The 22,506-nt window shown below is 44.8% G+C and carries 22 protein-coding genes; 21 read left to right on the top strand and 1 reads right to left on the bottom strand.

What is annotated here, in order from left to right:
* The first annotated feature begins 944 nt into the window (after nt 1-944).
* The 11 genes from rpmH (at nt 945) to LG330_RS18485 (ending at nt 11,625) form a co-directional block, all read left to right on the top strand.
* On the top strand, nt 945-1,079 hold the full coding sequence (rpmH, locus tag LG330_RS18535; RefSeq protein WP_082029149.1) for a 50S ribosomal protein L34: 135 nt from the start codon (nt 945-947) through the stop codon (nt 1,077-1,079).
* 72 nt (nt 1,080-1,151) lie between these two features.
* Nucleotides 1,152-1,508 (top strand): ribonuclease P protein component, encoded by a 357-nt coding sequence (rnpA, locus tag LG330_RS18530; RefSeq protein WP_404406528.1) that lies wholly within the window; start codon nt 1,152-1,154, stop codon nt 1,506-1,508.
* Between the two features lie 85 nt (nt 1,509-1,593).
* On the top strand, nt 1,594-2,358 hold the full coding sequence (gene spoIIIJ / locus LG330_RS18525) for a YidC family membrane integrase SpoIIIJ (RefSeq protein ID WP_404406526.1): 765 nt from the start codon (nt 1,594-1,596) through the stop codon (nt 2,356-2,358).
* A gap of 15 nt (nt 2,359-2,373) precedes the next feature.
* Nucleotides 2,374-2,994: an RNA-binding cell elongation regulator Jag/EloR gene (gene jag / locus LG330_RS18520; protein WP_404406524.1), complete on the top strand. Its 621-nt coding sequence runs from the start codon at nt 2,374-2,376 to the stop codon at nt 2,992-2,994.
* 655 nt (nt 2,995-3,649) lie between these two features.
* Entirely contained in the window at nt 3,650-5,032 is a 1,383-nt protein-coding gene (mnmE, locus tag LG330_RS18515) for a tRNA uridine-5-carboxymethylaminomethyl(34) synthesis GTPase MnmE (RefSeq protein ID WP_404406522.1), read from the top strand.
* Nucleotides 5,033-5,454: 422 nt separating this feature from the next.
* Nucleotides 5,455-7,347 (top strand): tRNA uridine-5-carboxymethylaminomethyl(34) synthesis enzyme MnmG, encoded by a 1,893-nt coding sequence (gene mnmG / locus LG330_RS18510; RefSeq protein ID WP_404406520.1) that lies wholly within the window; start codon nt 5,455-5,457, stop codon nt 7,345-7,347.
* A gap of 20 nt (nt 7,348-7,367) precedes the next feature.
* Nucleotides 7,368-8,084: a 16S rRNA (guanine(527)-N(7))-methyltransferase RsmG gene (gene rsmG, locus LG330_RS18505; protein ID WP_404406518.1), complete on the top strand. Its 717-nt coding sequence runs from the start codon at nt 7,368-7,370 to the stop codon at nt 8,082-8,084.
* Between the two features lie 36 nt (nt 8,085-8,120).
* The gene (gene noc / locus LG330_RS18500) at nt 8,121-8,987 is read left to right on the top strand and encodes a nucleoid occlusion protein (protein WP_404406516.1); all 867 of its coding nucleotides are present in this window, start codon (nt 8,121-8,123) and stop codon (nt 8,985-8,987) included.
* Between the two features lie 286 nt (nt 8,988-9,273).
* On the top strand, nt 9,274-10,035 hold the full coding sequence (locus LG330_RS18495; protein ID WP_404406514.1) for a ParA family protein: 762 nt from the start codon (nt 9,274-9,276) through the stop codon (nt 10,033-10,035).
* Entirely contained in the window at nt 10,028-10,879 is an 852-nt protein-coding gene (locus tag LG330_RS18490; protein ID WP_404406512.1) for a ParB/RepB/Spo0J family partition protein, read from the top strand. Before LG330_RS18495 ends, LG330_RS18490 begins: the two co-directional genes overlap by 8 nt.
* A 29-nt stretch (nt 10,880-10,908) precedes the next feature.
* A complete protein-coding gene (locus LG330_RS18485) occupies nt 10,909-11,625 on the top strand; it encodes a DUF554 domain-containing protein (RefSeq protein WP_404406510.1) in 717 nt (238 codons plus the stop codon).
* Here the strand turns inward: LG330_RS18485 and yyaC are convergent.
* Entirely contained in the window at nt 11,570-12,193 is a 624-nt protein-coding gene (gene yyaC, locus LG330_RS18480; protein ID WP_404406508.1) for a spore protease YyaC, read from the bottom strand. The genes LG330_RS18485 and yyaC overlap by 56 nt on opposite strands.
* A gap of 197 nt (nt 12,194-12,390) precedes the next feature.
* Between yyaC and LG330_RS18475 the strand changes: the two genes are divergently transcribed.
* From LG330_RS18475 to rplI, 10 genes are all read left to right on the top strand, one after another.
* Nucleotides 12,391-13,353: a mechanosensitive ion channel family protein gene (locus LG330_RS18475; RefSeq protein WP_404406506.1), complete on the top strand. Its 963-nt coding sequence runs from the start codon at nt 12,391-12,393 to the stop codon at nt 13,351-13,353.
* 11 nt (nt 13,354-13,364) lie between these two features.
* On the top strand, nt 13,365-13,562 hold the full coding sequence (locus LG330_RS18470; RefSeq protein WP_039812941.1) for a DUF951 domain-containing protein: 198 nt from the start codon (nt 13,365-13,367) through the stop codon (nt 13,560-13,562).
* A gap of 380 nt (nt 13,563-13,942) precedes the next feature.
* The gene (gene ychF, locus LG330_RS18465) at nt 13,943-15,043 is read left to right on the top strand and encodes a redox-regulated ATPase YchF (RefSeq protein ID WP_404406503.1); all 1,101 of its coding nucleotides are present in this window, start codon (nt 13,943-13,945) and stop codon (nt 15,041-15,043) included.
* A gap of 441 nt (nt 15,044-15,484) precedes the next feature.
* Nucleotides 15,485-15,775, top strand: a complete 291-nt coding sequence (gene rpsF, locus LG330_RS18460; RefSeq protein WP_204730600.1) for a 30S ribosomal protein S6 — start codon at nt 15,485-15,487, stop codon at nt 15,773-15,775.
* A 70-nt stretch (nt 15,776-15,845) separates the two neighbouring features.
* Nucleotides 15,846-16,370 (top strand): single-stranded DNA-binding protein, encoded by a 525-nt coding sequence (ssb, locus tag LG330_RS18455; RefSeq protein WP_404406500.1) that lies wholly within the window; start codon nt 15,846-15,848, stop codon nt 16,368-16,370.
* A gap of 44 nt (nt 16,371-16,414) precedes the next feature.
* Complete coding sequence (rpsR, locus tag LG330_RS18450) at nt 16,415-16,651, top strand: 30S ribosomal protein S18 (protein ID WP_134381170.1); 237 nt, start codon at nt 16,415-16,417, stop codon at nt 16,649-16,651.
* A 219-nt stretch (nt 16,652-16,870) separates the two neighbouring features.
* Entirely contained in the window at nt 16,871-18,889 is a 2,019-nt protein-coding gene (locus LG330_RS18445) for a methyl-accepting chemotaxis protein (protein ID WP_404406497.1), read from the top strand.
* Between the two features lie 174 nt (nt 18,890-19,063).
* Entirely contained in the window at nt 19,064-20,002 is a 939-nt protein-coding gene (locus tag LG330_RS18440) for a YybS family protein (RefSeq protein ID WP_404406495.1), read from the top strand.
* A 78-nt stretch (nt 20,003-20,080) separates the two neighbouring features.
* Nucleotides 20,081-22,060, top strand: coding sequence for a DHH family phosphoesterase (locus LG330_RS18435; protein ID WP_404406493.1), 1,980 nt, complete (start codon nt 20,081-20,083; stop codon nt 22,058-22,060).
* Nucleotides 22,057-22,503 (top strand): 50S ribosomal protein L9, encoded by a 447-nt coding sequence (gene rplI, locus LG330_RS18430; RefSeq protein WP_404406491.1) that lies wholly within the window; start codon nt 22,057-22,059, stop codon nt 22,501-22,503. Before LG330_RS18435 ends, rplI begins: the two co-directional genes overlap by 4 nt.
* Nucleotides 22,504-22,506: the final 3 nt, after the last annotated feature.

Genomic DNA, 22,506 nt, shown 5'->3' with positions numbered 1-22,506 from the left:
CTAAATGCCCCCTCCTTCTACCTAATATTTTTCAAGAAAAGTATTCTCGAAAGTGAAAATTCATATATATACATCATCATGAATAACGAAAAAAGCCGAATTCGTGATGTATCGACAATATTCAGCAGCTGTGGACAACTTTTTACATGCATGTGAAAAGGTTTATCCACAAGCTATCCACATTTGTGGATAATATAAATCTGTCAAAAAGTTATTCAGAGTGAAAACACAACTATAATATCAAATAAAACCAATCAGTGCAATGGCTGATCATATTTATCCACATGCCTTTCAACAATCGGGATTCAACTATCCACAAGGGGTGAACGTGTGAAAAAGGTGTCGATAAGCGCTGTGGATAATTTTTTTGATGAGTAAAACGCTGTGCAGAGTTATTAACAGATTGAGAGAATTTTAGTTTTGAAGGAATGATATTCAAAAATAGACCTGGCATTCTATTTCAGGAAGAATGAAAAAAGAAATTTACTTCCACGGTTTAGAGGTTAAAATTTGAGGTTGTTTGACTGCTTTCTACTATAATGATGGGTGCGGTCGTAAACTTAAGGTCAGATCGGCGCAATTCCGGATCGCATTCAAAAATTTTGAGGTCACATTCTGAGGATTTACGGCCAGATGTGCTTCGGCTGCCGGATTTTCGGGTCAGATCAGCAAATTTTAAAGTCAGATTCGCAAAATTCCGGATCACGTTTCCCCCCTATTAAGGTACTATTCATCTGAGCCTTATTCCGCCAGCTACTCCACCCCCGCTTACAGGATTTGATTATTTTTTCATTTTTCTATTGAACGAAGATGAAGAGGGTGTTATGATATAGTGGTTGCACGAATCAGACATTGACAATGACGACTGACCGTCGCTATAATGACTTAGAATGTTTAGAGTTCTGATCATAGATATAAATGATCTTTTTAGGAGGTGTCTTACTATGAAACGTACATTCCAACCAAATACTCGTAAAAGAAGTAAAGTACACGGATTCCGCGCACGCATGAGCACGAAGAACGGACGCAAGGTTCTTGCTCGTCGCCGTCAACGTGGACGTAAAGTATTGTCTGCTTAAGACCACTGATTCCACTCAGTGGTCTTTTTTCGCTTAAATACCGGGAAAATATCGAAAATTGTGGGTGGCGTGATGAGAAAAGAGCAGAGAATCAAAAAAAATCCTGAATTTCAGGCAGTCTTTAAAAAAGGAACATCGATGGCCAACCGCCAGTTCGTTCTCTACCGTCTGAAAAAGCAGGATCAGGCCATGTTTCGTCTTGGCATGTCTGTCAGCAAAAAAGTTGGTAACGCGGTAACCCGTGTTCAGGTCAAACGATATATCAGGCAGGTGTTTCTGGAACTCTCAAATGAGCTGGACCCCTCTTTTGACTATGTTGTCATTGCGAGAAAGCCGGCAGCTGATTTGAATTTCCATGAAACGAAGAAATCACTGACACATGTGATGAAAAAATCACGCGTGCTAAAAAGTGAACATTCTAAGAAATAGAGGTCCAATTTGACCAAACGTGTTACAATAACGGGTGGTTATAAGAATAGAAACAATTTTTAGAAAGACAGGGAGGAACATATTCGTGAAGAAGAAACTCTTTCCCTTTATGATGTTTGCGGTCGTAGCTGTTTTCCTTGCAGGTTGTACGGAAATCGATCAGCCGATCACATCAGACAGTGAAGGGATTTGGAATAGCTATTTTGTATATCCGCTATCTTGGCTGATTACACAGATTGCTGAATACTTTAATGAAAACTATGGTCTCGGGATTGTAATTGTTACACTTATCATCCGTTTTGTACTGCTGCCACTGATGATCAAGCAGACAAAAAATACAAAGCGCATGCAGGAAATCCAGCCAGAAATGATGAAGTTACGTGAACAGTATTCTTCAAAGGATGCTCAAACGCAGCAAAAGCTTCAGCAGGAAACAATGGCCATGTTCCAAAAGCACGGAGTTAATCCGCTTGCCGGCTGTTTCCCATTATTAATTCAAATGCCGATTCTGATTGCATTCTATCATGCAATTGTCAGAACGACTGAAATCGCAAATCACAATTTCCTATGGTTCGACCTGGGTGAAACAGATCCATACTTTATTCTGCCGATCGTAACTGGTTTAACAACATTCCTTCAGCAGAAAATTATGATGGCAGGTAACCCTGCAGGTATGAACCCGCAAATGCAGATCATGCTATATCTAATGCCTGTCATGATCGCAGTGTTTGCTTTCATTTTCCCAACTGCCCTATCACTTTACTGGGTAGTCGGTAACGTCTTTATGATTGTGCAGACTTTACTTATTAATGGTACATTTAAGAAAAGTGAAGTGAAAAGCACAACTTGATAGGAGGGGCTGTATGTGAATGAGGAGATCACGCTGACTGGTGCTACTGTTGAAGACGCTGTTTCTGAAGCGCTTGTAAAACTCGGTATTTCCAGAGAGCAGGCTGAAATATCAGTACTCGATGAAGGAAAAAAAGGTTTTCTTGGGCTGGGATCACGCCCGGCAAAGGTCCAGGTTATCCGAAAAAAGGACGCGATTGAAGAAGTCGAACGTTACTTAAAGGATATCGCCGGTCAAATGGGCGTTGAACTTGCAATCTCAGTCCAGCGCGAAGGAAAAGTTGTGACAATATTGCTTGAAAGTGAAAAAGTTGCACTGCTGATCGGCAAACGAGGTCAAACGCTCAATGCGCTTCAGACCCTTGCTCAGCTGATTGCAAACCGCTACACCGAACAATTTGTAACAATCGTGTTAGATGCAGAAGATTACCGTGAAAGAAGACGCGTGACACTCAGTCAGCTGGCTGAACGTAAAGCAGAACAGGCGATTCGTACAAGACGCCCTGTAAAGCTCGAGCCAATGCCGTCTTTCGAACGGAAGATCATTCACAGCGCACTGTCTTCAAGACCTGATATCGAAACTCATTCCGAAGGCCGTGAGCCTCACCGATATTTGGTAATTACTGCTAAATATTAAATTAAAATCAGCTGTCTGATGGCAGCTGATTTTTTTATGTAATGGTTTTAAGTGTTGGGTGTTAAGCCCTGGCGTTGGTTCTCCGTTTCAGGCGGACGCTTTCCACGGGAACGGCGGTGAGCCTCCTCGTGCTTCGCACTGCGGGGTCTCACCTGTCCGTTTAATCCCGTAGGAGTCGCCGCCTTCCACTGCGAACCACGCTGTAGATTTAATGTTTTTTAAATACAACTAATAATTTCACTAATATATATATATATATATATATATTAATTTGGATAATTTACCAATAAATCAATATATTTATTAAGAAAATTGTATTCAACACTCTAGCTGATCCTTGGAGTGGAGGACGGAGACTCCTGCGGCATAGAAGCGACAGCTGAGACCCCGGAAGACGAAGTCTGAGGAGGCTCAGCGCGCGGCCGCGGAAAGCGCAGTCCTCCACGGAAAGGATCAGTGGGTATCGATGAATCAATGTGTGTTATCCACATGTGAATAACACACTTCCTTACCATACATTGTGGATAATGCCAACTGATTTTCTTTTTTTCGATGCAAAAGTATGGTATTCTAATGATTTAGAGAGTATATAACGGAGGCCTTCTGTCTGGAAGGCCCTTCTTACTGTATAGAGAAAGTAACGAGGTGACATGTTATGGAGTTTGACACGATTGCAGCAATTTCGACACCAATGGGTGAAGGCGCGATCGCGATTGTACGGTTAAGCGGTGATGAAGCATTCACGATTGCTGACCGTGTATATAGAAGTGGCGGGAAGCAGCTGCAGTCTGTCCCATCCCACACCATTCACTACGGGCATATTGTGGATCCAAAAACAGACGAGACCATCGAAGAAGTGATGGTTTCTGTTATGAAAGGACCAAAGACGTTTACCCGTGAAGATGTGGTGGAGATTAACTGTCACGGCGGTGTTGTCAGTGTAAACCGAGTGCTTCAGTTGCTGTTACGTGAAGGGGCAAGGCTTGCAGAGCCGGGCGAGTTCACAAAGCGTGCGTTTTTAAATGGACGGATTGACCTCTCTCAGGCAGAGGCGGTAATGGATCTGATCCGTGCGAAAACGGACCGTGCGATGAGTGTTGCAATGAATCAGATGCAGGGCAGACTGTCGCGTTTAGTACAGTCACTGCGTCAGGAGATTTTAGAAATTTTAGCGCAGGTGGAAGTGAATATTGACTATCCTGAGTATGATGATGTTGAAGAAATGACATTAAATATGATGATGGAAAAATCACAGTACGTGCGCGATGAGGTAGAAAAGCTGCTGAGAACATCGGAACAGGGGAAAATTCTGCGTGAAGGCCTCTCGACCGTGATCATCGGCAGACCGAATGTCGGAAAATCTTCCTTATTAAATAGTCTTGTGCAGGAAAATAAAGCGATTGTCACAGATATCCCGGGTACAACGCGTGATGTCATTGAAGAATATGTCAATGTCAGAGGGGTTCCGCTTAAGCTTGTCGATACAGCGGGGATCCGAGAAACAGAGGATATTGTCGAACGGATCGGCGTGGAGCGGTCACGCCAGGTATTAAAGGAAGCAGATCTGATTTTACTTGTCTTGAATCACGGTGAAGAGCTGTCTGATGAGGATCGCAGGCTGTTTGAAGCGGTCACTGGAATGGATGTGATCGTGATCGTGAATAAAACGGACCTTGATCAGGTCATTGATTTAGATGAAGTGAAGCAGCTGTCAGGCGATCATAAGCTCGTCACGACCTCTCTTTTAAAAGAGCAGGGTGTAGATGAGCTCGAAGAATCCATTGCATCACTGTTCTTTGACGGTTCAGTCGACCTTGGTGATGGCACATACGTATCAAACAGCCGTCACATTGCACTGCTGCACCAGGCGCTTCAGGCAATTGAAGAAGCGCTTCAGGGTGCTGAAATGGGTACACCGGTTGATATGGTTCAGATCGATCTGCGCCGCACGTGGGAGATCTTAGGAGAAATGATCGGAGACACCGTTCAGGAAAGCCTGATTGACCAGCTATTCTCGCAATTCTGCCTTGGGAAATAAGATAAGCTTTTATAACTGCTACCCTGCGTTTCAGGCGGACGCTTTCCGGACGGTGGTTGCTGAGCCTCCTCAGGCTTCGCCTTGCGGGGTCTCAGCTTCCCACTAATCGTCCCGGAGTCGCCGCCTTCCACTCCGGGTATCGTGAATTTCTCTTTCAACTAGTCAATTGATATAAAACTGACCCAACTTTCTAAGGGTGGTTTATTTTAAAATATATTTACCTGAATCGGTATTAAATAGGCAATCTATTTAACTGCACATAGCTGATTGGAGCGTAAGGCGGGGACTCCGGCGCGAAAAGCGTGACAGCTGAGACCCCGCAACCGAAGGTGAGGAGGCTCAGCGCACGCCGCGCGGAAAGCCTCCGCCTGAAGCGGAAATCAGCGGCACTGGTTCAGTTAAAAAGGAGGACATTCATCATCATGGTGAAAAAATTTGAAGCAGGAAATTATGATGTAATCGTCATTGGTGCCGGTCACGCGGGTGTGGAAGCGGGTCTTGCTTCTGCACGAATGGGTGCAAAAACACTAATGTTAACAATAAATCTTGATATGGTGGCGTTTATGCCGTGTAACCCTTCAGTCGGCGGACCGGCTAAGGGAATCGTTGTGCGCGAAATCGACGCACTTGGCGGTCAGATGGGACGCACAATTGACCGTACGCATATTCAAATGCGTATGCTGAACACTGGAAAAGGACCTGCCGTGCGCGCGCTTCGTGCACAGGCTGATAAGGTACTTTACCAGCAAATGATGAAGGAAACGATTGAAAACGAGCCTAATATGACGCTTCTCCAGGGAATGGTTGAAGAATTGATCATTGAAGATGGTGAGTGTCATGGTGTCATCACGAATACCGGTGCAACTTTCCGTGCGAAAACAACGATTATCACAGCAGGTACATTCCTGCGTGGTGAAGTCATTATTGGCGATCTGAAGTATTCAAGCGGTCCGAATAACCAGCAGCCGTCAATTGGTCTTGCCGATCATATGAGAGCGCTTGGCTTTGATGTCGTACGATTTAAGACAGGTACACCGCCGCGTGTTAACAGCTCGACAATTGATTACACGAAAACTGAGATTCAGCCCGGTGACGAAACGCCGCGTGCATTCAGCTATGAAACAACTGAATTTATTACAGATCAGCTGCCATGCTGGCTGACTTATACAAATGCAGAAACACATCAGATCATCGACGATAATTTACACCGTTCTGCAATGTACTCAGGTATGATTAAAGGTACAGGCCCGCGTTATTGTCCTTCAATCGAGGATAAGGTTGTGCGCTTTAACGATAAGCCGCGTCACCAGATCTTCCTTGAGCCTGAAGGCCGTAATACGAAGGAAGTTTACGTACAAGGTCTATCTACGAGTCTTCCTGAAGATGTGCAGCAGCAGATCCTTTCAACAATTCCGGGCCTTGAAAACGCGCAGATGATGCGTTCAGGCTATGCAATTGAGTACGATGCAATGGTGCCGACTCAGCTATGGCCGACACTGGAGACGAAAAAAATCCGTAACCTGTACACTGCAGGTCAGATCAACGGAACGTCAGGCTACGAGGAAGCAGCTGGTCAGGGACTGATGGCCGGTATTAATGCTGCAAGACGCGCGTTTGATAAAGAAGAAGTCATTTTGAGCCGATCTGATGCATATATCGGCGTATTAATTGATGATCTCGTGACAAAAGGGACGAATGAACCTTACCGTCTGCTGACGTCCCGTGCTGAATACCGTCTGCTTCTGCGTCATGATAATGCAGACCTGAGATTAACAGACGTTGGTCATGAGATCGGTCTGATTTCAGATGAGCGCTACAGCCGTTTTAATCTGAAAAAAGAGCAGATTGATGCAGAAATTAAAAGATTACAGGAAGTTATTATTAAGCCGAATGAAGCAACACAGACACTGCTTGAAGAAGCAGGCAGCTCTGCTTTAAAAGACGGAATTCGCGGAACAGACCTTTTAAGAAGACCGGAAATCACGTACAATCATATTAAAGCATTGTCACCTGCAGCGATTGAACTTCCTGCTGATGTAGAGGAACAGGTTGAGATTCAGGTGAAATATGAAGGATATATCGAAAAATCTCTTCAGCAGGTAGATAAGCTGAAAAAGATGGAGAATAAAAAGATTCCAGAAGGCATTGATTATGATGCGATCACAGGGCTTGCTTCAGAAGCGAGACAGAAGCTGCGCGAGGTTCAGCCGCTGTCAATTGCTCAGGCATCACGCATCTCCGGTGTAAATCCGGCGGACATTTCAATTTTACTTGTCTATATCGAACAGGGTAAAATTGCAAAAGTATCCGGTTGAATGATCTAAAGGAGACCACTATGACAGAACAGCAGTTTTACGAACAGCTAAAAGCAAATGGCATCACGTTAAGTGACGATCAGCTGGAGCAGTTCAGAAAGTATCATGAAATTCTTGTTGAATGGAATGAGAAAATGAACTTAACAGCGATCACTGAACGTGAGGAAGTATATTTAAAGCATTTTTATGACTCAATCACTGCCGCGTTTTATTTCGACTTCACAAAGCCGATGAGCATTTGTGACGTGGGAGCGGGCGCAGGTTTTCCAAGCATTCCGCTGAAAATCTGCTTCCCGCACCTAAATGTGTCGATTGTCGATTCACTGAATAAGAGAATCACATTTTTAAATCACTTAGCAGATGAACTAAAGCTTGAAAACGTACACTTTTATCATGACCGCGCTGAAACATTCGGTCAAAAAGCTGAGCACAGAGAGCAGTACGACCTTGTAACTGCACGTGCCGTAGCAAGACTTTCAGTGCTGTCAGAGCTGTGTCTTCCGCTTGCTAAAACCGGCGGGCATTTTGTGGCGATGAAGGGTGCGGGCGCTGCAGAAGAGCTTGACGACAGCCAGAAAGCAATTAAGCTGCTTGGCGGTCAGCAGACGGTGGTGCAGGCTTTCACACTTCCTGAAGAGGAAAGTGAAAGATCAGTCATTGTCGTGGAAAAAGTTAAATCTACACCGAAGAAATATCCAAGAAAGCCGGGAACACCGAATAAATCTCCGCTTTCATAATGGCGTATAGTTTTTCACAAAGGGTGGTGTGTCTTGATGAAGACTCCGTTTTCACGGATCTTTGGCCTTGGTGATAAGGACGAGCCTGTTTCGCCTGAAACCACGGAAGAAAAAGAAGTTAACCAAGAAGAAGTTAAACAAATCGACATTCATCAGATCAAACCGAACCGTTTTCAGCCGAGAACGATTTTTGATGATGAAAAAATAGATGAGCTGGCAAGAACCATTCATACACACGGCATCATTCAGCCGATCGTTGTACGCGAAAGCGGAGACGGTTCTTATGAAATTATTGCCGGTGAACGCAGATGGCGCGCGATGAAATCGCTCAAGTGGGAAACCGTTCCTGCCATTGTGAAAAATATGAGTGACACTGAAACAGCATCTGTTGCTTTAATTGAAAACCTTCAACGCGAAGAACTTTCTCCCGTGGAAGAAGCGATGGCTTACCAAAAGCTCCTGGATCTTCATGAATTGACACAGGAAGCCCTGGCACAGCGCCTTGGAAAAGGTCAGTCAACCGTTGCAAACAAGCTGCGTCTTTTAAAGTTGCCTGAATTCGTTCAGGAAAGCATTATACAAAAGAAAATGACGGAGCGGCATGCACGCGCACTGATTCCTTTAAAGGATGCTGAGCTTCAGAATAAACTAGCAGAAGAAATCATCGAACTGCAGCTGAACGTCAAGCAGACAGAGCTGCGCGTCCAGAAAATGCTTGAATCAACTGAGACCAAACCGAAGCCGAAGCGTAAGGCATTCAATAAAGACGTGCGGATCGCCATGAATACAATTCGTCAGTCACTGAATATGATCTCTGATTCAGGTATGAAGCTCGATTCAAAAGAAGAAGAGTACGACGATTATTATCAGATTACGATTAAGTTGCCTAAAAAGAAGAAATAGATTGATAGAGTAGGAACCCGCTTATGATGAGCGGGTTTTTATTTTGGATGTTATTGCTGAAGTTGTATGAGTTTCGTCCGGAATTGTTGCGATCCACCCGGCTGCTTGTATCAGTCCAGGCTCAAGATGTAGCAATCCCCTATCACTTTGTCTCAATCCGCCATTTTACACGCTCCAATTACTCCGCCAAAAAACAACCTCTCTACTTTTCCAGACAATCTCTGTTAAAATAGACTTAATATTTTCATAGACGGAAGCATTCACAAAAAGGGGACGGGTGACACGAATGGGGAGAATGATTGCGATTGCGAATCAAAAAGGCGGCGTCGGTAAAACGACAACGTCTGTGAACATCAGTGCATGTCTTGCTTATTTGGGGAAAAAGGTTTTACTCGTTGATATGGATCCGCAGGGAAACGCAACGAGCGGGGTCGGTATTAATAAAGGGGATGTAGATGAAAGTATCTATGACATTTTAATTGAGGGTATTCCTGCAAAAAGCGTGATCAGGGGGACATCAGTTGAAAATCTGTATGCGATTCCCGCTACGATTTCACTGGCTGGCGCGGAAATTGAGCTTGTATCGATGGTTTCCCGGGAAATAAGATTAAAAAACACGCTTGAGGATGTACAGCACAGGTTCGATTATATTATTATTGATTGTCCGCCCTCACTTGGGATGCTGACGATCAATGCCTTAACAGCGTCAGATGCCTGCATTATTCCTGTGCAGTGCGAATACTATGCGCTTGAAGGGCTGAGCCAGCTGCTTAGTACAGTCAGACTTGTTCAAAAGCACCTGAATCACCATCTGTTAATCGACGGTGTATTACTGACAATGCTTGATGCGAGAACAAATCTTGGCCTACAGGTAATTGCGGAAGTAAAAAAATATTTCCAGGACAAAGTCTATAGAACGATCATTCCAAGAAATGTAAGGTTGAGTGAGGCGCCGAGTCACGGACTTCCTGTAATTTTATATGATCCGAAGTCAAAAGGGGCAGAAGTCTATCTTGAATTAGCAAAGGAAGTGATTATTAATGGCTAAAGGACTTGGTAAAGGGGTCAGTAACCTTTTCAAAGACATGTCATCGATTCATGATGAGCATGTTCAGCAGCTGTCAGTCAAAGACATCCGCCCGAACCCTTATCAGCCGAGAAAGATATTTGAAGAAATTTCGCTTGAAGAGCTCACGCTTTCTGTAAAAGAACATGGCATTCTTCAGCCGATTATTGTGCGGAAAAGTCTGAAGGGCTTTGAAATTGTTGCAGGTGAGCGCCGTTTCAGAGCGGCTAAGCAGGCAGAATTGACGCATGTACCAGCAGTGGTACGTGATCTGAACGACCGTCAGATGATGGAGCTGTCAGTGCTTGAAAATCTGCAGCGTGAAGACCTGACACCTGTTGAAGAAGCAAAAGCGTATGAAACACTGATGCGAAAGCTCGATATTTCACAGGAAGAGCTTGCCAAAAAGGTTGGAAAAAGCAGACCGCATATTGCAAATCACCTGCGTCTTCTGAAGCTGTCTGAGCCGGTTCTGGAGAAGCTTTCACAAAAGACTTTAACGATGGGACATGGCCGGGCACTTGCGGGTGTGAAGGATCCGACTGCAGCTGAACAACTTGCTGAGAAAGTGGTGAAAGAAGGCTTAAACGTACGCCAGCTTGAAAAACTCATTTCAGAAGCTGCGCCTCCAAGGAAGGATAAGCCTAAACAGAAAACAGATCCTCATCTAAAACAGCAGGAAACTGTGCTGAGAGAGCGTCTTGGCACAAGTGTTGCCATCAGAAAAAACAAAAATAAAGGTAAAATTGAAATAGAATTTATGTCAGAGGATGATCTTGAACGGATCCTGTCACTGTTAGGTGAAAAAGGAGAGAACCGCTTCTGAGATAGAGAGTAGAAAAGAGGGAGTTTCGCTTGGTACTGCTGGGGACATTGGTAAACGGACTGTTAATTATTTTTGGTACTTTGATCGGAAAGCTGCTGCACAGAATCCCTGAGCGTATGAAGGCGACTGTGATGTCTGCAATCGGGCTTGCAGTCGTCGTGCTCGGTCTGCAGATGGGGCTTTCGAGCAATAACTATCTCATTGTCATCATCAGTCTTGTGCTTGGTGCGGTGATCGGGGAGTGGATGGAGCTTGATGATAAGTTAAATGCAATGGGCAGATGGATTGAGCGGAAGGTCGGTTCAAAGGGTGAGACGAGTATTTCTCAGGGGTTTGTCACGGCCACCCTTATTTTTGTGATCGGTGCAATGGGTGTCATTGGCGCACTGGATTCCGGTCTTCGCGGTGATCATCAGGTACTGTTCACCAAGTCCATTATCGATGGCTTCGTGTCGATTATTTTAACCTCAACGCTTGGCGTCGGCGTATTATTTTCAGCCATTCCAGTCATACTTTATCAGGGATCGATTGCCCTTTTTGCGACGCAGATTGACAAATTCGTCCCTCAGGTGCTGATGGATCAATTTATCGCTGAAATGACGTCAGCAGGCGGCATTATGATCCTTGCAATCGGACTGAACCTGATCGGGATCACAAAAATCCGTGTTGCCAACCTGCTGCCGGGTATCTTCATTGTGGGTGCAATTGTGACCATTGTTCACCTGTATGAGGGGTATGGATTTTAGCCAGTCTTTTACGTAAAAGAATATTGGAATAATGAATGGCATCTGTGATTTTAGAAGCCATTTCATTTACTAAATAAAGGCGTGTATTCTGAAGCATCGCGTGCTCCATAAAGCCGCCCGCGTTTACAATGCCGGTAATATGCACATCACCGATCGGTGGCAGCTGCTTCTGAACACCTGCGCCCGGAAAGATCGGACCTTCTCCCACTTCAATGTAGCCGATATTCCGGTACTGGCCGAGACACGCATCAATCGCTACGACAAATGCATTGTCATATTCCATCCGGATTTTCTCTGCAGTATCTGCCAGGTTCAGCGCATGTACAGGATCTTTTAATGTTCCGTACAGCTCGCAAAATGGCAGCCTTCTTTTTTCAAGCAGCGATCCGGTCAGCGGTCCGAGTGAATCTCCCGTTGAACGGTCCGTGCCGATACATACATAGACAATCGGGCGGTCGACCGGATAAGTTGCGGCAAGTGTTTTGGCGAGTCTGTGGGGTGTCATATGATCCTCTAAATGACTGCGGCAGCTAGTGTCTGTAAATTGTGGCGGTATCGCTTCGTTCATTTAAGTCCAGCTCCTCTCACTTCTACAGTATAGGACCGTGCCTATTTTTTTATTCTGTTTATTCATTATATAATACATTTTGTTCTTTTTAAAGAACAAAATGTTTTTTTTCTTATAAGTTGGAGAAAAAAACGAACGCTGATAAAATAAAGATTAGCTTGAAATCATTTTTTAAAAGAAGGCAGGAAGTGATTTGCATGAAACTTGCTTCACCGGAAACAAATGATACACCTCAAACAATAGAAGAAGCAGTTGACGTTGGTGCTCTGACAGAAGCCTGGGATTCAATTGTCGCTTATTTAACGAATGAAGCGGTCTGGGTATCGTTCGGGATTACATTCTTAAGAATTATCCTGATCATTGTCATTGCAGGCATTGTCGTCCGCGTCGCTAAAAAACTGATACAAAACGTCTTTAAAGTGCGTGCGAAAGGCCCTGTGCAGGTATCGCTCCGCCGGGAAAACACGCTGTTAAAATTGCTGCAGAACGTGGTCTCATACGTCGTTTACTTTGTGGCTGTGCTTGCTGTGCTGTCCGCATTCTCAATTGATGTGCGCGGTCTGATTGCCGGTGCAGGTATCGTCGGACTTGCTGTCGGCTTTGGAGCTCAGAACCTCGTGCGGGATATCATCACGGGATTCTTTATTATTTTCGAAGACCAGTTCTCTGTCGGAGATTATGTCAGAATCGGTCAGGCTGAAGGTCACGTGGAAGAGATCGGCCTCCGCACAACGAAAATTAAAAGCTGGACTGGTGAACTGCACATTTTTCCAAACGGAAATATCACAGAAGTCACGAATTTCTCCATTCATAACAGTGTTGCTGTCGTAGATATCAGTATTGCTTATGAGGAAGACGTGGCTGCGGCTGAAACAGCCATCCGTGAATTCTGTGATTCTCTCGAAGGCAAGTATGAAGAAGTTGTCATGAAGCCTGAGCTGCTAGGTGTTCAGACCCTCGGCGCTTCAGAAGTCGTCATGCGTGTCATTGCAGAAACTCAGCCAATGAAACACTGGTATATTGCCCGTGAAATGCGCCGTGAAATCAAGCATTATCTTGATGAGCGCGGAATTGAAATTCCATTCCCTCGTATGGTCATGTATTCAAGGGAAGAAGTAGGCAAGCTTCAAACGGATATGCAGGAAAAAGTGAAAAAATAGGAGGATATTTCATGGAAGAAAAAGAGTATGGACTACATGATGTAGTAGAAATGAAAAAACCCCATCCGTGCGGAGTCAACCAGTGGAAAATCATCCGGATGGGGATGGATATCAGAATCAAATGTGAAGGCTGCTCACACAGCGTCATGATCCCCCGCAAGGAATTTTCACGGAAAATGAAGAAAGTGCTTGTGAAACATGAGGAATAAGGAAGTTTGCCCGCATGAGATCTTGAGTGATTTCATGCGGTTTTTTGATGATATTTCTGGGAATGGGGATTTGAGGATCTGCGGTCACATTCAGGAAATCTCAGGTCAGATTGTGTTTGATTTCGGGTCATATTATTGGAATTTCGGTTCACATCCGGGCCGGAGGTAAAAATCTCGGCTCATATTTTGTCATTTTCAGATCACATCCACCTAACTTGCGGTCACATTCAAAAAATCACGGATCATCTCCCTGATAGGCTCCTGCCTCCTCACGCCGGTCCTCTTGTATTTATAACCCGAACTCTATATAATTGTGTGAGGTTTGTATATGACACGTCACATGAACATGTTTTTAATAGAAGATTCAAGGAGTGAACGAAATGGCTTTAACAGCTGGAATCGTGGGCTTACCGAACGTTGGGAAGTCTACTTTATTTAATGCAATTACAAAAGCAGGTGCTGAATCTGCAAACTATCCGTTCTGTACAATCGACCCGAACGTCGGGATCGTAGAAGTACCGGACCCGCGTCTGACTAAGCTGACTGAGCTGGTTGAACCGAAAAAGACCGTGCCGACTGCATTTGAATTTACTGATATTGCAGGGATTGTAAAAGGCGCAAGTAAAGGTGAAGGTCTTGGAAACAAGTTTCTTTCACATATCCGTGAAGTAGATGCAATCGTACAGGTTGTCCGCTGCTTTGCAGATGATAACATCACGCACGTCTCAGGAAAAGTGGATCCGATTGATGATATTGAAGTGATTAACCTTGAGCTGATTTTAGCTGACCTTGAAGCAGTTGATAAGCGTATCGCCCGCGTTGCGAAAATGGCAAAGCAAAAAGACAAGGACGCTGTGATTGAAATGGCAGTGCTTGAAAAGGTGAAAGAAGCGCTTGAAAACAATCAGGCAGCAAGAACCGTTGAGTTGAATGAAGAGCAGGCGAAAATCGCTAAAGGCATGCATCTGTTAACAAGCAAGCCGATGCTTTACGCTGCAAACGTTGGTGAAGACGAAATCGCTGACCCGACAGATAATGAATACGTTCAGCGCGTACGTGAATTTGCGAAGGAAGATAACGCAGAAGTGATCGTTGTCTGTGCGAAAATTGAAGAAGAAATTGCAGAGCTTGATGAAGATGAAAAAGCAATGTTCCTTTCAGAGCTTGGCATTGAAGAATCAGGTCTTGACCAGCTGATCCGTGCAACGTACGATTTGCTTGGTCTTGCCACTTACTTCACAGCAGGTGTCCAGGAAGTTCGCGCATGGACCTTCCGCCACGGCATGAAAGCTCCTCAGTGTGCGGGCGTCATCCATACTGATTTCGAACGCGGCTTCATCCGTGCAGAAACCGTTTCTTATGATGACCTGATCGCTTCAGGCGGCATGTCACCAGCGAAAGAAGCTGGTAAAGTACGTCTTGAAGGTAAAGAATATCTTGTAAAAGACGGAGATGTTATCCACTTCCGTTTTAACGTTTAACAATATGAGCCCCCGGGAGAGATTCCGGGGGTTTAGTAATGGTTAATGTATGGTCGCGCGGGGATAGGTCAAATGACACTAAAAAGCGAAGGTTGACTGTTTAGCGTTGAACATGGACTATTTTGTGTCGAACATAGATGGATGAACGTCGAACAGGAAGCTGCAAACGCCGAACATCACTAGTTTTCTGCCGAACCCCCCACTCCCATCAAAAACCTCCTCCCTCCAATTGGACATCCCGTCCAAAGTCCGTTACAATAAAATAAGAACAAATGTTCTATTTCTGTTTGGGGAAGAACAGGAATCTCAAAATCTTACTGTCACCCTTGTCCAAAGGATTTCATTATGCTATAATATATCCTTGTGAGTAATAGAAATTTTTTATTATTCCTTGTCTCCTGACAACAGGAGGCCGCATAGACCATAAGGAGGTGAAAACCGATGAGAAAGTACGAAATCATGTACATTGTCCGTCCAGACGTTGACGAGGAGCAGAAAAAAGCTGTCACTACACGCTTTGAAGAAATCCTTACTTCAAATGGAGCGGAAATCATCGAGTCAAAAGAGTGGGGTAAGCGTCGTTTCGCTTATGAAATTAACGAGATTCGCGAAGGTTTCTACCAGATCGTTAAGTTGAACTCAGGTTCTGAGGCTATCAACGAATTCGACCGTCTGGCTAAAATCAGCGACGATATCGTTCGCCACATGACGATTCGCGAAGAAGAAAACTAATCTCTAAATATAAGTTCCTTGCAAGAGCAGGTGTCAACCTGCTTGCGCAAAAATAAAGGAGTTGGTTCTGATGATGAATCGAGTCGTATTAGTCGGTCGATTAACGAAGGATCCGGACCTGCGCTATACGCCAAGCGGTGTAGCAGTCGCAACATTCACACTCGCTGTTAATCGTGCTTTCACGAACCAGCAGGGAGACCGTGAAGCGGATTTTATTAACTGTGTGGTATGGAGACGTCCAGCTGAAAACGTGGCAAACTTCCTTAAAAAAGGCAGTCTTGCAGGCGTTGACGGACGTATTCAGACACGAAGCTATGAGAACCAGGAAGGCAAACGCGTGTATGTCACTGAAGTGAATGCAGAAAGTGTTCAATTCCTGGAGCCGAAGAACGCTTCAGGCGGCCAGTCCGGCGGCGGAAGCTACGGAGGCAATCAGGGGTATCAGGACAATAATAACTTCGGTCAGAATCAACCGCGTGAAAACCAAAGCAATCAAGGCAACCAGAATAACCAGAACTACACAAGAGTGGACAAGGACCCATTCTCAAATGACGGTCAGCCGATCGACATTTCAGATGATGATCTGCCATTCTAAGACGTGTAGAACGATAAAATCTAAAAAAGAAGGAGGGGAATCCCATGGCAGGAGGACGCAGAGGCGGTAAGCGTCGTAAAAAGGTGTGTTACTTTACTTCAAACGGTATTACACACATCGATTACAAAGACGTTGATCTACTAAGAAAGTTTATCTCTGAGCGTGGAAAAATTCTTCCACGTCGTGTAACTGGCACAAGCGCTAAGTATCAGCGCAGACTGACAGTTGCAGTTAAGCGCGCACGTACAATGGCGCTACTACCATTCGTTTCAGGCGAATAATGATATGAAAAGCTGTCAGCATGTCTGGCAGCTTTTTTTTATGGGTTGATCACTACTTTTAGCCTACTAAATTCCTCTAATACTGAAATTTCTCTCTTTTCACCATGCCATCTGAACTAAAAATTTCATTCAATCTATTCACTTTTTCATATATGAACCGATGTATATGTATGAGGCATGATTGCCTGAATATAAAGAGAGTCATATGGGGTGAGCAGGGTGAAACTTAAATCTATTAAGACTAAATTAATTTTGACAACATCGCTGGTATTGATCGTAGCCTTTGCAGTTTTACTCAGTTTAACAGGATGGCAGCTTCATGACCGTACGCAGGAAAACGTGCTGCAGCAGGCTGAAGGGATTGCAGGAGAGCTTAACAACTCGACTGAAACGTTCCTGGATCAGTATGGACGCAGTATTGAACAAATCGCTTCTACGACGACTGCGCTTCAATATGCTGAAGCAGCACTTGATGAAGGTGATGCAGCTTCAACAAATGAGCTTGAACAGCTGCTTGAAGAATACTTAACAATTTATTCAGATCCGTCCTCTATCTATGTAGCAGCAGATAATGGATCGTTACTCATTTCTCCGTTTGTTGATCTGCCTGCAGACTTTGACGCGACAACGCGTGAGTGGTATCAGCAGGCTGCTGCAGCGCCTGACACGGTGATCTGGAGTGAGCCATACATAGACGAAGCAACAGGTGAATACGTCATCACAGCTGCAAAAGCCATGCAGAGCGGTTCACAGCTTGTTGGGGTGGTTGGTGTGGACGTGAAGCTTGGAGATCTAACATCTAGGCTAGGGGAAACGCAGATTGGCTACAATGGCTATCCGTTCGTTTTATCAGGTGAAGGGGTTGCGATTGTACACCCGACCCTGCAAAGTGAAAACCTGATGGAATACAGTTTTGTTCAGGAAATTTTTGCGCAGGAAGATGCCAATGGGCAAATTGAATATGAGTTGAATGGTGCAGATAAGCTGATGGTCTATTCTACAGCTGAAAATACCAACTGGAAAATCGGTGTCGCGTTTGACCAATCGGATATTGCAGCAGAGTCTTTATCAATTCTGACGCTTCTACTCATAATTGGTGTGATCACACTTGTGATTGCTGGTGTCATTATGTCTCTTGTTGCAAGCAGATTTTCAAAGCCGATTGTTGCTTTGAGTCATTCTGTGCGTGAGGTAGCAGGCGGAGACCTGAGCACGCGTGCAAACGTGAAGTCCAATGATGAGATTGGTGAGCTTGCTACACAATTTAATACAATGGTGGATCATATGAATGAGATTCTTTCGACTGTTAAAGCATCTGTCGAAGAAGTGCGTGGGTCTGCTGAAGGATTGAGTGCGGTGGCAGAAGAGACGAATGCTTCAAGTGAACAGGTGGCGAGTGCTGTCGGTGATATTGCAGATGGTGCAACGCAGTCAGCGGAGGAAGCGGATGAAGCGAACCGCCAGTCACAGACGCTTGGTGAAAAGATCAATGCCATTTCAGAGCAGTCAAAGCAGATGTCTGAGGTGGCAAGTGAAGCGGGCAGTGTGAATGCGAGCGGCATCAGTCAGATGAAGCAGCTGAAGGAATATCACACGTCTTCTACAGGATTTATTCAATCGATGGAATCAGTTATTCAGGATCTTGAAACGAAGGTCCAGACAATTGAAACTGTCATGGCAACGATCACAGAGATCTCCTCACAGACAAACCTGTTAGCTCTTAACGCTTCGATTGAGGCAGCGCGTGCAGGTGAGCATGGTAAAGGGTTCGCTGTAGTTGCAGACGAGGTCAGAAAGCTTGCAGAGCAGTCAGTGCGTGCGACAGATGAAGTGAAGCAGACGATCGCTGACATTCAGGACAGCTCAAAGCGTGCGGTAAGCGAAATGGGCCGTACAAAGGAAAACTTTGATCATCAGTCAATCGTTGTTGAAGAAACGAATGACATTTTCGATCAGATGTCTGATTTTATGGGCATAATGGAAACATCAATTCTTGCAGTGTACCGTGAAATCCAGGATGTATCTGCAAGTAAAGAAGCAGTCACGCGCGTCATTCAGGAAATGGCTGCGATGGCTGAGGAAACAGCTGCATCATGTGAAGAAGTGGCAGCTTCCACAGATGAGCAGGTCAGAGCGATCCAGACTGTTACTGAATCAGCAGAGCGTCTAAGTGAGCTTAGCGATGATCTGCAGCAGGCAGTGAACCGCTTCCGTCTCGATGAACAAAAAGAAGCTTAAATATCAATCCTCCGGGTCTAAGTGACCTGGAGGATTTTTAAATTCATCAAACACGTGAACGGAATCACCCGGTAATTCACCGTGAAAAAAGGCTGCGGGTTGAAGGAAAGCGGTATGACAGATAAAATGAGTAGATGGATATAGTGATTGAATGAGAAAAATAGAGGTGTATGAATGAACAATACAAATACGTTAAGGCTGACTGAAGGCGCAATGATGACCGCTTTTTTCGCAGTCTTATTACTGATCACGGTGTATGTGCCGTTTATATCAGCTGTAACAGCTTTCTTTTTGCTGCTGCCATTTTTACTATACAGTGTAAAATATTCGATTCGCGCTTCGCTGGTGATGTTTGCAGCATCCATTGGTGTAGCAGCGATCGTTGGTGGAGTCATTTCAATCCCGATTGCCATTTTATACGGAACGACCGGTGTTGTCATGGGTTGGCTTGTCCAGCAGGGTAAGAGCAAGTTTATGATTTTTATGATTTCAACGCTTGTATTTGCTGTAAACCTGGTCGTACAATATTTATTTTCAATTCTGCTTCTCGGGATTAATATGATTGATGAGTTTTTCACTTTAATGGATGACTCACTGGAGCAGGCAATTTCAGTTTATAGTGCTGCAGGCATTGAGACAGGTGATGTGCGAGAGCAATTTTCGCAGATTATGATGACTTTTGAAACGCTGCTACCATCATTAATTGTCCTGTCCGCAGCACTGCTGATCTGGATTATGATGATCATCAACTTTCCGCTCGTTAAGCGCCTTACGAAAAAGGACATGCCGAAATTTGATTCATTCAGCAATCTTTCTTTGCCGAAAAACGTCATCTGGTACTACCTGATTATTCTGCTGACAGCACTTATTGCCGCACCTGAGCAGGGAACCATGTTTGCGTATGCTTTAATTAATCTCCAGTTTGGATTTGAGCTGTTAATGGTCCTTCAGGGGCTGGCTTTCATTCATTTCTACGGTCATTTAAAGGGCTGGAGCAAAGGATTGCTGGTGATTTTGACCATTTTAGGCGTATTGATCAATCCATTGACGCGAATTTTAGGTATAATAGACTTAGGTTTTGATTTAAGAAAACGGATCACTGAAAAGAAGTAAGCGCACATTCTTTTTGGTGGATGGATAAGATAGAGCATATATCATGCAAACGGGTGAACCGTTTTGGGAGCTGAAGGCATGCCAACATATTTTCAACACCGGATATTACGCCGGCTGCTGCTCGGGCTTACACTGATTGTCCTTCTGATTGCGGCGGTATTATTCATATACAACTGGATGTTTGCGGTCGGTACGCTGATTCTTGCAGTGCCTATGTTGTGGTTCGCTTTTGTATTTGAAAAGCGTTTTTTCAACGACACTGAAGAGTATATCGCCACGCTCTCCTACCGGGTAAAGAGGGTAGGAGAAGAAGCACTGATGGAAATGCCGGTTGGGATCCTGCTTTATAACGACGATTTTTTCGTTGAGTGGGCAAACCCGTATTTAACTGCGTTCGTGCAGGACGGCACAATGATTGGCCGGTCATTATATGACGTAGCGGACGTGCTTGTGCCGGTCATTAAAAAAGAAGGCAGCATAGAAGAAACTGTTTCGTGGCAGGGGCGGATTTTCCGCATCATTCATAAGCACGATGAAAAACTACTGTACTTCTTTGATGTGACAGAGCAGTCAGAGGTAGAAGAGCAATATGAAGCGGACCGGACAGTGATTTCAGTCATCTTTTTAGATAACTATGATGAACTGACACAGGGAATGGACGATTCTGCCCGCAGTAATATTAACAGTTCAGTCACAACGCTGCTCAACCAGTGGGCGACAGAGCACGATATTTACGTGAAAAGAGTGTCATCTGACCGTTTCCTTGCAGTGATGAATGAGCGCATTTTACGTGAGCTTGAGTATGAGAAATTTACGGTGCTTGATTCGATTCGTGAGATGACTTCAAGACAAAACGTACCGCTGACACTCAGTATCGGAATCGGCTCAGGCGCTGAGACACTTCCTGAGCTTGGGCGTCAGGCGCAGTCGAGTCTTGATCTGGCATTAGGACGCGGTGGTGACCAGGTAGTCATTAATCAGGCGAACGGAAAAGTAAAGTTTTACGGTGGGAAGACGAACCCGATGGAAAAGCGGACGCGTGTACGGGCAAGGGTGATCTCCCATGCACTGCGTGAACTGATCGTCAGCAGTGATAAAGTCATCGTGATGGGACATAAGCGCCCTGATATGGATGCAGTCGGAGCGGCGATTGGTGTCAGGAAGATTGCCCAGATGAACCAGCGTGAAGGCTTTGTGGCGTTGAATTTCACTGAGATCGACAGCGGGGTAACCCGTTTAATAGATGAGATTAAAACGAAGCCTGACCTGTTTTCTCATATTATTACGCCTGAAGAAGCACTTGATATGGTGACAGATGATACATTACTTGTGATTGTAGATACGCATAAGCCGAGTCTTGTCATTGAAGAAAAGCTGTTAAACAAAGCGGAAAAAGTGGTTGTGATTGACCACCACCGCCGCGGGGAAGAGTTTATAGAAAACCCGCTGCTTGTCTATATGGAGCCATATGCGTCTTCAACAGCCGAGCTTGTCACTGAGCTGCTTGATTATCAGCCGAAGACAGAGAAAATCACAATGCTTGAAGCGACTGCGCTTCTTGCTGGTATAATAGTGGATACGAAAAGCTTCACCATGCGTACAGGATCCCGGACATTTGATGCGGCATCCTATCTTAGAACGCTTGGGGCGGATACCGTACTCGTACAGCAGTTCCTGAGAGAGGATGTTACGACCTACGTAGAGCGGGCTCGCCTAGTGGAGACAGTCACTTTTTATAAGCATGGGATGGCCATTGCTTTTGGTGATGATGACCGTGTACATGATTCCGTCATTATTGCACAGGCGGCTGATACGCTGCTGCAAATGGAAGATGTGGCGGCGTCATTTGTCGTTGCCTTCCGTGATGAAGGTGTCGTTGGCATCAGCGCACGCTCACTTGGAACAGTCAACGTACAGCTGATCATGGAAAAACTGAATGGCGGAGGTCACCTGACCAATGCAGCAACCCAGCTCCGGGACGTTACAATTGATGAAGCGGTAGAACAGTTGAAACTGGCAATCAATGAACACATCGAAGGAGGAACTGAAGAATCATGAAAGTAATTTTCCTACAGGACGTTAAAGGTAAAGGTAAAAAAGGCGAAGTGAAAAACGTAGCAGATGGTTATGCACACAACTACCTGCTGAAAAATAACCTGGCTGCTGAAGCAAACGCAGGAAACGTCAGCCAGCTGAATGCTCAAAAGAAAAAGAAGGAGCAGGAAGCGCAGCAGGTGCTTGAAGAAGCAAAGCAGCTGAAGGAGAAAATGGAGGAGCTGACAGTTGAACTGACAGCGAAATCCGGTGAAGACGGCCGACTATTCGGTTCAGTCACTTCTAAACAGATCGCTGAAGAACTGAAAAAAACGCACGGCATTAAAGTCGATAAGCGTAAAATCGAGCTTAGTGACGCAATCCGTTCACTTGGTTACACAAATGTACCGGTGAAGCTTCATAATGATGTCACTGCGACTGTAAAGGTTCATGTAACTGAGGAATAATTT

Origin of the sequence: Jeotgalibacillus malaysiensis (assembly GCF_044789845.1) — a bacterium.
GTDB classification, from domain to species: Bacteria; Bacillota; Bacilli; order Bacillales; family Jeotgalibacillaceae; genus Jeotgalibacillus; species Jeotgalibacillus malaysiensis_A.
The sequence above is the reverse complement of the archived record's forward strand: the minus strand, read 5'-3'. Positions and strand labels throughout refer to the sequence as shown.

What these genes read in the sequence shown, in the direction of transcription:
- rpmH (WP_082029149.1), top strand. Translation starts at nt 945, where the DNA reads ATGAAACGTACATTCCAACCAAATACTCGTAAAAGAAGTAAAGTACAC.
- rnpA (WP_404406528.1), top strand. Translation starts at nt 1,152, where the DNA reads ATGAGAAAAGAGCAGAGAATCAAAAAAAATCCTGAATTTCAGGCAGTC.
- mnmE (WP_404406522.1), top strand. Translation starts at nt 3,650, where the DNA reads ATGGAGTTTGACACGATTGCAGCAATTTCGACACCAATGGGTGAAGGC.
- mnmG (WP_404406520.1), top strand. Translation starts at nt 5,455, where the DNA reads ATGGTGAAAAAATTTGAAGCAGGAAATTATGATGTAATCGTCATTGGT.
- rsmG (WP_404406518.1), top strand. Translation starts at nt 7,368, where the DNA reads ATGACAGAACAGCAGTTTTACGAACAGCTAAAAGCAAATGGCATCACG.
- noc (WP_404406516.1), top strand. Translation starts at nt 8,121, where the DNA reads ATGAAGACTCCGTTTTCACGGATCTTTGGCCTTGGTGATAAGGACGAG.
- LG330_RS18495 (WP_404406514.1), top strand. Translation starts at nt 9,274, where the DNA reads ATGGGGAGAATGATTGCGATTGCGAATCAAAAAGGCGGCGTCGGTAAA.
- LG330_RS18490 (WP_404406512.1), top strand. Translation starts at nt 10,028, where the DNA reads ATGGCTAAAGGACTTGGTAAAGGGGTCAGTAACCTTTTCAAAGACATG.
- yyaC (WP_404406508.1), bottom strand. Translation starts at nt 12,193, where the DNA reads ATGAACGAAGCGATACCGCCACAATTTACAGACACTAGCTGCCGCAGT.
- LG330_RS18475 (WP_404406506.1), top strand. Translation starts at nt 12,391, where the DNA reads ATGAAACTTGCTTCACCGGAAACAAATGATACACCTCAAACAATAGAA.
- LG330_RS18470 (WP_039812941.1), top strand. Translation starts at nt 13,365, where the DNA reads ATGGAAGAAAAAGAGTATGGACTACATGATGTAGTAGAAATGAAAAAA.
- ychF (WP_404406503.1), top strand. Translation starts at nt 13,943, where the DNA reads ATGGCTTTAACAGCTGGAATCGTGGGCTTACCGAACGTTGGGAAGTCT.
- rpsF (WP_204730600.1), top strand. Translation starts at nt 15,485, where the DNA reads ATGAGAAAGTACGAAATCATGTACATTGTCCGTCCAGACGTTGACGAG.
- ssb (WP_404406500.1), top strand. Translation starts at nt 15,846, where the DNA reads ATGATGAATCGAGTCGTATTAGTCGGTCGATTAACGAAGGATCCGGAC.
- rpsR (WP_134381170.1), top strand. Translation starts at nt 16,415, where the DNA reads ATGGCAGGAGGACGCAGAGGCGGTAAGCGTCGTAAAAAGGTGTGTTAC.
- LG330_RS18440 (WP_404406495.1), top strand. Translation starts at nt 19,064, where the DNA reads ATGAACAATACAAATACGTTAAGGCTGACTGAAGGCGCAATGATGACC.
- LG330_RS18435 (WP_404406493.1), top strand. Translation starts at nt 20,081, where the DNA reads ATGCCAACATATTTTCAACACCGGATATTACGCCGGCTGCTGCTCGGG.
- rplI (WP_404406491.1), top strand. Translation starts at nt 22,057, where the DNA reads ATGAAAGTAATTTTCCTACAGGACGTTAAAGGTAAAGGTAAAAAAGGC.